Here is a 12595-nt window from a genome sequence, read left to right on the forward strand (position 1 = left end):
AGGATGACTGTTACGGCCGTGAAAGCAAAAAAGCAAAACCGGATCCGCGAAACCCGGAAGGACCGGATCTTTAACGCAATCAACACCCTGTTCTGGGTCCTGGTCCTGTTCCTTGTCCTGTATCCACTGTGGCTGATCCTCATCGCTTCCGTCTCAGACCCGGACGCGGTCCTGCAGGCAAAGGTCCTGATCTGGCCGGTCGATTTTTCTCTGATGGGATATGACGCGGTGCTCCAGAACAGCGAACTGCTGAACAGCTATGTGAACTCCGTCTTCTACACGGTGGTCGGTTCCGCCCTGAGCGTAATCGTTTCCCTGGCTGCCGCCTACGCGCTCTCCCGCGGGTTTGCGGGCAAAAAGTTTGTCAACCTGGCCATCACGTTCACCATGTTCTTTTCCGGCGGCCTGATCCCTATCTTCCTGAACATCCGGGATCTCGGGCTGTACAACACCCGGACAGTCATGATCCTGATGAACCTGGTTTCCGTCTGGAACCTGATGGTTGCAAGGACCTATATCCAGACCAGCATTCCAAACGACCTGTATGAAGCCGCCGTCATCGACGGGGCGGATCACTTTACCTATTTCTTCAAGTGCGTGCTACCGCTGTCCGGCACCATCATCGCGGTGCTTTCAGTCTACTACGGCGTTGCCCGCTGGAACGATTATTTCACCGGTCTGGTCATGCTGCGGGACCGCAGCCTGTATCCCCTGCAGCTGGTGCTGCGGGAAATCCTGGCCTCCCTCACCTCCACAGGCTCCTCCGATACCTTCTTCGCGGCTTACGCGGATAACCTGGGCGGCCTGCAGGCGGCGCTGCGCAAGGCCGAGGTGGCCAAATACTGCTGCATCGTGGTGGCCACTGTGCCCGCGGTTGTGCTGTATGTCTTCATGCAGAAATACTTTGTCAAAGGCGTCATGATCGGGTCTTTGAAGGGATAAAGGGGGTAAACCGGTGTCACAGATCAGGAGCACGAACGATTCCGCCCGGGCCGCGCGCTATGAGGACGGCTTCCGGGTTCTGCAGGGCCGGCGGGAATACGTGACCTACCAGGCGGACTCATCCATCCGGATCTGGTATTCGGACATTCCCTGGCGCTACGAAGCCCATAACCACTCCGCGGTGGAAATCCTCCTGACGCTGGAGGGCACGGTGACCTACACCGTTGAGGACAAACTCTACCAGGTCCGCAAGGGGGAAATCCTGATCGTCCCCCCGGACACCCTGCATTCCCTTTCCATGGGTGAAGGCAGCAGCCGGTATCTTTTCCTGTTTGAGCCTGACGCGATCATGTCCATGCGGGATATCAAGTACATGGCTTCCTATTTCGACAGGCCTTTCCATCTCCGGGACGGATCGGACGCCCATGTGCGCATCCGGGATCTGCTGCTCCGGGCCAACGACGCCTATGAGAAGCGGGAAATGCTCTGGAACACCCTGTGCTACAGCTGCATTCTCCGGCTCTACGCCACCCTGGGACAGCATTACCTGGGCAGCGTCCGGCCCCATACCGGGGACAGCACGGGAAACATGGACGCCGAGGTTATCAACGCAGTCATGACCTATGTCAACAACCATTACCGGGAGGATCTTACCCTGGAGGAAGTAGCGCAGTTTGCCGGCTTCAGCCGCTACTATTTCTCCCGTTCCTTCAAAAAGCAAACGGGATATTCCTTTAAAGAGTACCTGTGCCAGAAGCGGGTACAGGTAGCCATGGACCTGCTCATCCGGACCAACCGTTCCATGCGGGACGTTGCGCTGGAGAGCGGCTTCGGCAGCGTGGCCACCTTTAACCGGGTATTCCGGGAAAAGAAAGGCTGCACGCCCTCCCAGTACAGGACGATTTACGGAATCCCGTGAGATTGGTAATCAAGGGCACAGTGCCCTGAAATAAAAAAGGAGGAAAGACCCATGAAGAAACTCGTTTCCCTGCTGTTGGCATGCTGTATGCTGCTCAGCCTGAGCGCCGCCTTCGCTGAAGAGAAGGTAGAGCTCACCGCCTTCCAGTACGCGCTGGAAAACCAGAACACCGATTTCAACGGCCTCTGGTTCTTCGACGAACTGGAAAAGAAAACCAACACCCACGTCACCTTCCAGATGGTGAAGGACGCTGACTGGGCAACCAACGTCAACCTGATGTTCGCCGTGCCGGACCAGATGCCCGACATGATCCTCCGCCACGCGGTGGATGTGGAAGAATACGGCGTCTCCCAGGGCCTGCTGCTTCCCCTCGATGAATACCTGACCGAGGAGATCATGCCCAACTATGTCAGCCGCCTGAACATCAACAACGCCGGCGACTCCATCCCCGCCAGCGACGGCAAAACCTACTACATCGGCTTCCTGATGGCCCAGAACGTGAACCATACCGGCACCTGGTATGTGAACCAGAAGGAACTGGAGAAGCTGGGCAAGACCGCTCCCACCACCATTGCCGAAACCACCGAGCTGCTCCGCGCCATGAAGGCTGACGGAATCAAGTGGCCCTTCTCCGCGTCCTACACCCAGTTCGGGCCGGAAACCATCTGGAACCAGTTCGCCTCCTTCGGCGTACCGGAAAACACCTACTACTACTTCATCGACGCTGACAACAAGGTCCAGTTCACCTGCGCCCAGGACGGCTGGCGTGCCTGCGTGGAATGGCTGCATCAGCTGTATGAAGAGGAACTGATGGATCCGGAATCCCTGACCCAGGACTCCAACCTCTGGGCCAACAAGGTCAACGACGGCGAAGTCGGCTACTTCTGCTACCTGCGCCTGATCAACACCGCCATCAAGGCTGAGAACGTGGAGAACTTCAAGTCCATCCTGCCTCCCGCCGCCGACGGATTCAAGGCCTGCGTGTCCCAGATCCTGGAAGTGCCGGAAGCCGGCGCCTACCTGACCAAGAACTGCAAGGATCCCGTGGCTGCCCTGAAGTGGATCGACGCCCAGCTGGAAACCGAAACCATGATGGTTTCCCTGAACGGCAAGGTCGGCGAGCAGATCGTGCTCAACGACGAAGGCAAGTATGAAGTCATCGATATCCCCGCGGACAACGGCCTGTATCAGTTCGTTCCGGTTACCATGGGCCAGTTCTTCGCCCCCGGCGACTACTACACCTCCATTTACCAGATGGCGCCCCACCGCGTGGAACGCTATGAAGACAGCAAGTGGTACGCTGAATCCGGCGTGCTCGAGCCCAAGAGCTTCCAGTACCTGCGCGACCTGAGCAAGCTGAGCAACGAAGACGCTACTGAGGCTGCTGACATCTACACCGAGCTGCAGAAGCTGGTGGAAGAATCCTTCGCCAACTTCGTGCGCAACGGCGTCACGGATGAAAGCTGGAACAATTTCCAGGAGCAGGCCAAGGCGATCGGTTCCGAGCGCTACATCGAACTGTACCAGAACGCCTATGACGCCTACCTGGCCAAGTAAGAATCTTGAACACCGCGGCTGGTGATGTTAGAATAGAAGCACCGAAAAGCCGCCGGGCATCGCCGCAGGATTTGTTTCCGGGGGCGATGCCCTTTTGCCGTATAGAGGGAGTACCTATGAAGCGTACCGTTAAAATCATCTGCCTGCTGGCCGCGGCATTGCTCCTGATGACAGGCTGCTCCGCGCCTCCGTGGGACGAGGGTTCCTCCGCCCCCGCCATATCCCTGTCTGCCCTTCAGTACGAAATTGAAAACATCGCCGTGGATTTCAGCAGCATGTGGTATTTCCGGCAGATTGAACAGCAGACCGGCGTCCATGTGGATTTCAACGAGGTCAAGGATTCCGAATGGAGCAGCTCCGTAGGCCTGGCGTTTGCCCAGGGCAAAATGCCGGATATGATTCTCCGGGGTTCCCTGGACGTGGAAGAATACGGTGTGAAACGGCATCTCCTGGTGCCGCTGGATGAATATATTGAAAAAGGCTTCCTGCCCAACTATGCAGCCCGCATGGACCAGGCCGGCCTCCGGGAACAGCTCACCGCTTCGGACGGACACATCTACCAGCTGGGCTTCCTGATCTCCCAGGACGTCAACACCAACGGACATTTCTTCATCAACAAAACCTGGCTGGACCGGCTGAAGCTGCCCGTTCCCGAAACGGTGGAGCAGCTGACGGAGGTGCTCCGGCACTTCCGGGAGGATGATCCCAACGGCAACGGCATCCAGGACGAGATTCCCCTGGAGTTTACCCTGGATGACAACACCACCGGCATATACAACCTGTTTTCCTTCTTCGGCCTGCCCCTGAACGAGGACTACGTTTACGCGGACAAGGCCGGCCGGGTGCATTTTGCCCCGGAAGAGGACGCCTTTTTTGACACGCTGTCCTGGCTCCACCAGCTGTATCAGGAAAAACTCCTGGACATTGATTTCATCAGCCAGGGAGGCAGTATCTGGGCTGCCAAAGTCAACGAGGGCAACACCGGCATGTTCAGCTACTGGCGGCTGCAGAACACCGCCCTGAATCCCGGCGTCGCCGGAAACTATGAGATCATGCTCCCGGTTCATGCCGAAGGAAAGGCCGCCTGCCTGCCCCGGAACATGGACATCATTGAATTCGGCGCCGCCCTCACCAAAGACAACCGGAACATTGAAGCAAGCCTGCGCTGGCTGGACGCCCAGTTTGAAACGGAAAACATGCTGGTTTCCCAGAACGGCCCCGTCGGGGACACGCTCATCCGGCGGGAAGACGGCCGCTATGAGGTCAGCTATGTGCCCCCGGACAATGAACTGTACCAGGCTGTTCCGGTCATCTGCGGCCAGTTTTTCGCGCCCGCGGACTATTACGCTTCCGTTTATGTGCCTGCCGCCCACCGGTTGGAAAAAGCAGCCTACTGCGACCTGTATGAGCGTTCCGGCGTGCTGGAGCCCATCTCCGCCAAACTGCTGACCACCGTGGCACCCAAGACCACCGACCAGTCCGCTGAAACCACCCGCCTGAAGGCGAAGCTGAAATCCCTGGTGGATGCGGAAATCGTGTCCATGGTCACGCAGGGAGTCACGGAAGAAGGCCGCGCGGCATTCCGTGAGAGCCTGAAGGCAGGCGGAAGCGCTGGCTACCGCCAGGTATACCAGCAGATCTATGACCGCTGGAAGGAGAAGTAAAACCGTGATCAGAAAGAGCCGCACCTCCGTCTTTATCCGGTATGCGCTGTCGTATATCGCTGTTGTGCTGCTGCTGTTCCTGAGCATCACCGGCTATCTCTATATCCGGCTCAGCAGCAAAACCCGGGAGGAAATCATTGACAACCAGATCAACCGGCTGTCCCGGATTGCCGCCCAGCACGAAAGCTATATCTCCGCCATGCTGAATACTGCCGAGGAAATCGGTCTCAGTCCTGATATCGAGTTTTTCCGTTATGAGGAAGAGCCCTGGAAAGCCTATGACCTGCAGCTGAAGATGGTGCCCTATACCACCACCAGCAGCACCTTCTGCGACCAGGTATACCTTTACTTCTTCGGGGATGACCGGGTTTATTCTTCCTCTTCTTCCATGAGCCTTTCCCTTTTTGCGCGGATGATGCGCTATGAATTTATCCCGATGGAAAGCCTGGTTTCCCGGATTGCAAACACCGACCGGCTGACCATTCTGCCGGCCCAGCAGGTATCCTCCACCCTTGTGGACAGTTCCCGGGTGGTTACCTTCCTGGTGCCGCTGGGCTCCGCCCCCGGCTCCGGAAAGGGCGTCCTGCTGTTCCTGATCAAAGACAGCGTTTACCAGTCTCTCTTTGCCGATGCCATCAACGACCATATCAACACCTATATCCACCAGGGCGATGAATTCCTCTCCTCCTCTGAGGAGCTGTCCCTTCCCCGGGATCAGGTGAAGGTTGCCCAGGAAACCGCCTCCAGCCTCTTCCGGTGGGACAACCAGGACTGGACCCAGGTTACTTTCTCCGGCCGGAACTGGGGGCTGTCCTATACGGCGGTTCTCCGCAACGCCGATATCAATTCCTCCATCATGCAGCAGCTTTTCAGCATCCTGGCCATCCTGCCGGTCTTTGTTTTCCTGAGCCTGCTGCTTGCCCTGTGGATGGCGCGGCGTCATGCCCAGCCCATCCGGGCGATCACCGGCATGCTCTCACGGGAAACGGACGAAACGCCCCGGGATGAACTCCAGCAGATTTCAACCGGCATCAGCCGGCTCACCTCCCGCAACCAGGAGCTGACCTCCCGCCTGGACCGGGCCCTGCCCGTCCAGCGGCACGATTTTGTTTTCAAATTTGTCAAGGACCGCTTCCCCACCCGGGAAGAAGCAGTGGTGGCCGGAAAGGCCGTGGGCCTGGAGATCGACCGCCCGGCCTACGCGGTGATCCTGTGCAGCGGTTCCGGGGGAAACGACCATCCCTTCGACCTGAGCGCCCCGCCCTTTGACTGTTTCCCCGGCTGTTCCGGCGCGGGGGTGGAACTGGTCGCCCTGAAAGCCAATCTTTACCTGGTCTTCTCCGATGATCCGGAGACCCTGCCGGACCTGGCAGAAACGCTCCGCAGCGAAGGCGCCGCCGGCGGGGAGCGGTGTATCACCTCCATCTCCGCCCTGCATTCCGATTTCACGGAAGCTCCTTCCGCCTACCTGGAAGCAGCTGCCGCCTATGAAAACCGGTTTGTCATGGGCAGCCAGAAAGTGCTCTGCTACGACGATATTTCCTCCAACCTGGAGGAGATCCTTCCCCAGGCCCGGAAGATCACCAACTCCATCAGCCAGGCGCTGACCCTGGGAAGCCGGGATGTGCTGGATGTCCGGATCAGCGACCTGCTGCATTTCCTGAAGAACACCAACATGTCGCCCTTCGCTTTCCGGATGATCTACAGTGAAGTGATCCGTTCCCTGGTCCACACCCATACCGCCGCCCTTTCCGGGGAAGGCTCCGTGCAGGAAATCTACAATATCTTCACGCTGACTTCCTGCCAGTCCATCGACGACCTGGACGAGCTGCTGCGCCGGCTTTGCGACCGCCTGCTCCTGGAGGAGCCGGATTCCTGCGAAATCGCGCCTGAGGAGGAGGACGAGATCAGCCAGGTGGTCCACTATATGGAGGAGCACTTCAGCGATCCGGAAATGTCCATCACCGCCCTGGCAGACTCCCTGGAGCTTTCCACCACCCGCTTCAGTCTTTCCTTTAAGGAAAAGACCGGCATGTCCCCCCTGGAATACCTGACGCTCCTGCGGGTGGAGCACGCAAAGGAGCTGCTGGAAATGACCGACCTGACCATCCGGGATATCAGTGCCCGGGCAGGCTATTATGATTCCGGCTCCTTCATCCGCCGCTTCAAGCAGGTCACCGGCGAAACGCCCGCCCAGTACCGCCGCAGCCGGAACCTGAAAAAGGAAACGCCGGAAGGCGGAAAAAACTGATTATCATCCATCAAGGAGTTTTCCATGATTCACACAGAGGAAATCAACGTCCGGGATCCGTTTGTGCTGGTCCACGAAGGACAGTATTACCTGTACGGCACCCGCGGGGCTACCTGCTGGGGACCTGCGGACGGCTTTGACGTCTATACCGGCCGGGACCTGCACACCTGGGAAGGTCCGGCCGTCTGTTTCCATAATGACGGCACCTTCTGGGCCGACCGGAATTACTGGGCGCCCGAGGTGCATCCCTGGCAGGGCATGTTCTATATGTTCGCCAGCTTCAAAAGCGACGCGCGCAGGCGCGGAACCGCCATCCTGCGTTCCGCCTCTCCCCTCGGTCCCTTTGAACCCTGGTCCGACGGCCCTGTCACCCCGGCAGACTGGGAATGCCTCGACGGCACCTTCCACGTCTCCTCCGACGGCGTACCCTATATCGTGTTCTGCCACGAATGGGTGCAGGCAGGAGACGGTGAAATCCTGGCCATGCGCCTGACCGGGGACCTGAAGGCTGCCGCGGAAAAGCCCTTCCTGCTCTTCCGCGGCTCTGACGCTCCCTGGGCCCGGCCGGTCCATCACTCCTCCGGCATCACCGGCTATGTGACGGACGGACCTTTCCTGTGGCGCCGGAAGGACGGAACCCTGCTCTGCCTGTGGTCAGGATTCTCGGAAAAAGGCTATGCCCAGGGCCTGGCCGTTTCGGACAACGGCGAAATAGACGGGCACTTTTCCCAGATCGATCCCCTCTTTCTGGAAGACGGCGGCCACGGCATGCTCTTCCGGGACCTGGAAGGCGGCGTGTACCTGACCCTTCACAGTCCGAACACCCACCTGCTGGAGCGTCCCCGGTTTATCCCGGTCAGCCTGTAAAATTCTTATTCCGTTGAAAGGATATCCGGAGGGAAAGGCGAACAATAATCAGTGCCTTTCCTCCGGTTTTCATCAATCACTCTCAGGAGGCAGCATATGAATCAGACAACCAAGAATGTTCGCGAACTCACGGTAGCCTATATCGGCGGCGGTTCCCGGGGCTGGGCCTGGGGCTTTATGAAGGACCTTGCCCTGGACGGCGAAATCTGCGGTACCGTACGCCTGTATGATATTGACCGGGAAGCCGCGGAGCGGAACCGGATCATCGGTGAAAAAATCAGCGCCCACCCGGACACGGCGTCCCGCTGGGCCTACAAGGTCAGCAATTCCCTGCAGGAAGCGCTGACCGGGGCGGATTTTGTTGTCATCTCCATCCTGCCCGGCACCTTTGACGAAATGGAATCAGACGTCCACCTGCCGGAGCGCCTCGGCATCTGGCAGCCGGTGGGCGACACGGTCGGCGCCGGCGGATTCATGCGCGCCATGCGTACCATCCCCATGTTTGTCACCATCGGCGAAGCCATCCGGGATTACGCTCCGGAAGCCTGGGTTATCAACTATACTAACCCCATGTCCCTTTGCGTGCGCACCCTCTACGAGGTCTTTCCGGAGATCCGGGCCTTTGGCTGCTGCCATGAGGTTTTCGGCACCCAGAAGCTGCTCTGCTCCATGCTGAAAACCGAAGAGGGAATCGACGGCGTGAAGCGCCAGGATCTGTATACCACCGTCACCGGTATCAACCACTTCACCTGGCTGACCTCTGCCACCTGGCAGGGACGCGACCTGTTCCCCCTCTATGCCCGCTTCGTGGAGAAATACGCGGAAAGTGGCTATGATGAAGGCGGGGACGACAACTGGATGAACTCCCACTTCAACTGCGCCCAGCGGGTGAAGTTTGACCTCTTCCGCCGCTACGGCGTGATCGCCGCAGCCGGAGACCGGCACCTGGCCGAGTTTGTGGCTCCCTGGTATACCCGGGATCCGGAAACCGTCCGGAAATGGAAATTCAGCCTGACCCCCGTTTCCTGGCGGAAGCAGGACCTGAAGGACAGACTGCAGATGTCGGAAGACCTGGTCAGCGGAAAGAAGGAAATCACCCTGAACGGTTCCGGGGAGGAAGGCCACCTGCTGCTGAAGGCCCTGCTCGGCCTCGGGGATATGGTGTCCAATGTCAACATCCCCAACCGCGGCCAGATTCCCAACCTGCCCCTGGGCGCCGTTGTGGAAACCAACGCCCTCTTCGGGCTGAACCGCATTGATCCCGTATACGCGGGGCCGGTGCCCGCCTCCATCCTTCCGCTCATCACCCGGCATGTGTTGAACCAGGAAAACACCCTGACCGCCGCCCTCCGCTGCGACCGGAAGCTCGGCCTGACCACTTTCCTGAATGATCCGCAGCTGTCCGGCGTCACCCCGGCGGACGGAGAAAAGCTCTTCAACGAAATGCTGGAAAACCAGCGCGCCTACCTGCCGGTAAAATGGTTTGAATAACCCTGAATATCAGGATCAACAAAACAGCTTCTGAGTTTTCTCAGAAGCTGTTTTTTCCGTCATTCTTCATTCTTCATTTGGAGGGTTTCCTCCATCGCCCTTCCCTCCAGCACCCGTCTCCCCGTTTCTTTCACCGATTGATTTATAAGGGATATGACTTGTTTTTTATTCAAGGATAGTGTATGATGAGCCAGTAACTCAGTATGTAGGAGGGATTTTACCATGGCTGAACAGTATGTTACCGGTGAAACACTGGTTGGCGAAGTTGTTACCAAGTACCCCGAAGCGATCGAGATCCTGCTGTCCATCGGCATGCACTGCCTGGGCTGCCCCGCTTCCCGCAATGAATCCCTGCAGGATGCCTGCGCGGTTCACGGCATTCCCGCGGAGCAGGTCATCGAAGCAATCAACGAAAAGATCGCTGAGAACAAGTAAGTTCTGACCGACAATAAGGCCGGAGGGATTTTTCCTCCGGCCTTTGTTATGCCCTGATTCAGTTTTCTGACGGCACGGAAGCCGTCAGGCTTTCGTAGGTCACACCGTATTTTTCCGCGATATCCCTGGCGAAAGACTGTCCTTCCGGCGGAGCGATCACAACCCGGAAGGAATGCTTTCCTTCCCTGGTTTCCGCCACCAGGGAAACCGCCTTCCCTTCGGCTTCGCCCGTATTGATCACCGTGTCCAGGTCCTGGGCCAGCTTATGCATGTGCGTATTATAGATCGTGCGGGTGCCCCGGCCGAGAATGGCCCGGACCGCGTCTGCCGCAATAAAGTATCCCTCTTCAAAGGATGTGGTGGAGAAGGTCTCGTTCAGGAGGAGCAGGCTTTCCGGCGTACAGCTGACAAACAATTCCCGGAAGCGCCGGCATTCCTCGCCCAGCCGTCCCAGGTCCAGCGTCTTGTCCTCATCCGCGGGGAAATGGGTCAGCACCCGGTCCGCCGGGTCATACTCAAAGCTTTCCGCCGGTACCGGAATACCGCTCTGTGCCAGGATAAACAGCTGGCCGACCGCCTGAGTCACCGTGGTTTTGCCGCCCCGGTTGGCGCCAGTCAGGACATATACCCGTTTTTCCGGATCAAAGACCAGGTCATTGGGTACCACGTTCTCCGGCTTTTCGGTGGCAATCAGCTTCAGGTTGTACAGTCCCGCTGCCTTCATGCAGGCCGCCCCCTGCCGGTTCAGCCTGGCCTGCGGCTTGCAGAACTTCCAGCCTGCTTTCTGTTTCTTCTCAATGTATTCCGCCCACCGGGTATAAAACACCAGTTCCGGTATCAGGTCGGCGATTTCCTTGACGCTCACATTCAGGTACTGTCCCAGTGTGTCCCGCAGCTTCCGGGCAATCCTGGAAGTCAGCATGGACGCCGCGCTGTCCATCTGCCGCGGCACATTGGCAGTGCCGTCCGCCGCGGGGATCCGGGACAGGGACATGGCCGCCAGCGGATTGCGGAGAATCACCGAGCTCTCCACAAACTGACCGACAGACTGAAGCAGCCCCACCTCCGTATTGGCGGGATAATAGTTATAGCTTCCGCTCCAGTCCGCCTCTTTCCGGATCTCATCCCTGGGGGACACGGACGCCAGGAAGTTCTTCAGGATGCTGGACTTCACAAAAGGCTTTGCGTTGACGGAAACCAGTCCCATACTGATCGCCTCAAAGCGGTCATTCAGGTTGATGCCTACCGTCAGGCTCCGGATTTCGGAAGCGGCAACCCGCATTTCCTCCACGTCCTTGCGCAGTGCGGCAAACCCTTTTTCCTGGTAGATCTGCTCCACGGTGTCCCGCAGCGTGGTCAGACCTTCCGAAACCAGGTCCTTATCCGACAGGCACTCCCGGATGGCTTCCACGGTCAGGATATAGTCATGGTATTCCTCCAGCCGGTGCATCAGATCCCAGATGCCGGTCTCATCCCCCTCGTGACGGTTAACCACTCCGTAGTCATAGAACATTTTGACCTTGTCCAGCAGCTTCATCAGCCGCTCCCGGATTTCCGGATGGCGCAGGATGTCGTCAAAAACGTCGCTGCGGAAAGCGGCCACCGCCGGATCCGCCGTCAGGCTCATCATCACCCGGCGGAGCAGCGGCTCCTCCTGGGGCTGCGCCGCCACTTTCTCCGTCAGCGCGTCCATCCCCAGGTCGTGCCAGCTTTCCTCCGGAATCTCCCGGTATGTCACTTCATCCTGCCGGGGAAACAATATACTCAGCTTCGTCTGCTTCATTACATTATCCTCATTTGAACGGTTCTTGCGGATCTGATTATATCTGATCCGTCCGCTCCCGTAAAGTCTGCGCGGCGGATGACAGCCCGTACGCAATATGGTACAATAATCCCCGGCCGGAAAGGAGGCCTCTGCCATGGGAAAACAGGACAAAACCAACTGTATGCGGGTACTGGACAGCAAAAAGATTGCCTACAGTGCTCATTTATATGAAGCGGATCCGACCCTGACCGGGGAGGATATCGCCCGCCTGCTGAATGAGGAGCCTTCCCAGGTTTTCAAAACCCTGGTCACCGTCGGCAAGCCTCAGAAGTATTATGTGTTCGTAATTCCGGTTAACGCTGAGCTGAACCTGAAAAAGGCCGCCGCTGCCGCCGGTGAAAAATCCGTAAGCATGATTCCCCAGCGGGATCTGCTTCCGCTGACCGGCTATGTGCATGGTGGCTGCTCACCTATCGGAATGAAGAAGCATTTCCCTTCGTTTATTGATGAGAGTGCTTCCGGTCTCTCCCGGATTTTTGTCAGTGCGGGCCGCGTCGGCTGCCAGGTGGAACTGGCTCCCGCGGATCTGATTCAGATTGCCGCCCTGACCCCCGCCGCCCTGATTTGATTGACTTTCCGCAAAGCGGAGTGATAAACTGTAATGTAATGTTTTTTTGCATTTTTACCGCCGTTTCCGGCGTTAA

Annotated in this window: 10 protein-coding genes; 9 read left to right on the forward strand and 1 reads right to left on the reverse strand. The window is 58.1% G+C overall.

Annotated features, from left to right (window positions below; translation table 11 throughout):
* The first annotated feature begins 3 nt into the window (after window positions 1-3).
* From JRC49_06695 to JRC49_06730, 8 genes are all read left to right on the forward strand, one after another.
* Window positions 4-942 (forward strand): carbohydrate ABC transporter permease, encoded by a 939-nt coding sequence (locus tag JRC49_06695; GenBank protein ID QTE72487.1) that lies wholly within the window; start codon window positions 4-6, stop codon window positions 940-942.
* A 13-nt stretch (window positions 943-955) separates the two neighbouring features.
* Window positions 956-1861 carry an AraC family transcriptional regulator gene (locus tag JRC49_06700; protein QTE72488.1) on the forward strand — a complete coding sequence of 302 codons (906 nt, stop codon included), beginning with the start codon at window positions 956-958 and terminating at the stop codon, window positions 1859-1861.
* 51 nt (window positions 1862-1912) lie between these two features.
* Window positions 1913-3418, forward strand: a complete 1506-nt coding sequence (locus tag JRC49_06705; protein QTE72489.1) for an extracellular solute-binding protein — start codon at window positions 1913-1915, stop codon at window positions 3416-3418.
* A gap of 116 nt (window positions 3419-3534) precedes the next feature.
* Window positions 3535-5082: an extracellular solute-binding protein gene (locus JRC49_06710; protein QTE72490.1), complete on the forward strand. Its 1548-nt coding sequence runs from the start codon at window positions 3535-3537 to the stop codon at window positions 5080-5082.
* Between the two features lie 4 nt (window positions 5083-5086).
* On the forward strand, window positions 5087-7333 hold the full coding sequence (locus JRC49_06715; protein ID QTE72491.1) for an AraC family transcriptional regulator: 2247 nt from the start codon (window positions 5087-5089) through the stop codon (window positions 7331-7333).
* A gap of 27 nt (window positions 7334-7360) precedes the next feature.
* Window positions 7361-8200: a family 43 glycosylhydrolase gene (locus tag JRC49_06720; GenBank protein QTE72823.1), complete on the forward strand. Its 840-nt coding sequence runs from the start codon at window positions 7361-7363 to the stop codon at window positions 8198-8200.
* 96 nt (window positions 8201-8296) lie between these two features.
* Window positions 8297-9691 carry an alpha-glucosidase/alpha-galactosidase gene (locus tag JRC49_06725; GenBank protein ID QTE72492.1) on the forward strand — a complete coding sequence of 465 codons (1395 nt, stop codon included), beginning with the start codon at window positions 8297-8299 and terminating at the stop codon, window positions 9689-9691.
* A 222-nt stretch (window positions 9692-9913) separates the two neighbouring features.
* Complete coding sequence (locus tag JRC49_06730; protein ID QTE72493.1) at window positions 9914-10126, forward strand: DUF1858 domain-containing protein; 213 nt, start codon at window positions 9914-9916, stop codon at window positions 10124-10126.
* A gap of 58 nt (window positions 10127-10184) precedes the next feature.
* Here the strand turns inward: JRC49_06730 and JRC49_06735 are convergent, their stop codons facing one another.
* Window positions 10185-11909: a DNA mismatch repair protein gene (locus tag JRC49_06735; protein QTE72494.1), complete on the reverse strand. Its 1725-nt coding sequence runs from the start codon at window positions 11907-11909 to the stop codon at window positions 10185-10187.
* 136 nt (window positions 11910-12045) lie between these two features.
* Here JRC49_06735 and ybaK point away from each other — a divergent pair, with 136 nt between their 5' ends.
* A complete protein-coding gene (ybaK, locus tag JRC49_06740; protein QTE72495.1) occupies window positions 12046-12519 on the forward strand; it encodes a Cys-tRNA(Pro) deacylase in 474 nt (157 codons plus the stop codon).
* Window positions 12520-12595 lie beyond the last annotated feature (76 nt).

It is taken from the genome of Clostridiales bacterium FE2011, assembly GCA_017569305.1.
In the GTDB taxonomy this organism is placed as follows: Bacteria; Bacillota; Clostridia; order Christensenellales; family Aristaeellaceae; genus Aristaeella.

What these genes read in the sequence shown, in the direction of transcription:
- JRC49_06695 (QTE72487.1), top strand. Translation starts at nt 4, where the DNA reads ATGACTGTTACGGCCGTGAAAGCAAAAAAGCAAAACCGGATCCGCGAA.
- JRC49_06705 (QTE72489.1), top strand. Translation starts at nt 1,913, where the DNA reads ATGAAGAAACTCGTTTCCCTGCTGTTGGCATGCTGTATGCTGCTCAGC.
- JRC49_06710 (QTE72490.1), top strand. Translation starts at nt 3,535, where the DNA reads ATGAAGCGTACCGTTAAAATCATCTGCCTGCTGGCCGCGGCATTGCTC.
- JRC49_06725 (QTE72492.1), top strand. Translation starts at nt 8,297, where the DNA reads ATGAATCAGACAACCAAGAATGTTCGCGAACTCACGGTAGCCTATATC.
- JRC49_06730 (QTE72493.1), top strand. Translation starts at nt 9,914, where the DNA reads ATGGCTGAACAGTATGTTACCGGTGAAACACTGGTTGGCGAAGTTGTT.
- JRC49_06735 (QTE72494.1), bottom strand. Translation starts at nt 11,909, where the DNA reads ATGAAGCAGACGAAGCTGAGTATATTGTTTCCCCGGCAGGATGAAGTG.
- ybaK (QTE72495.1), top strand. Translation starts at nt 12,046, where the DNA reads ATGGGAAAACAGGACAAAACCAACTGTATGCGGGTACTGGACAGCAAA.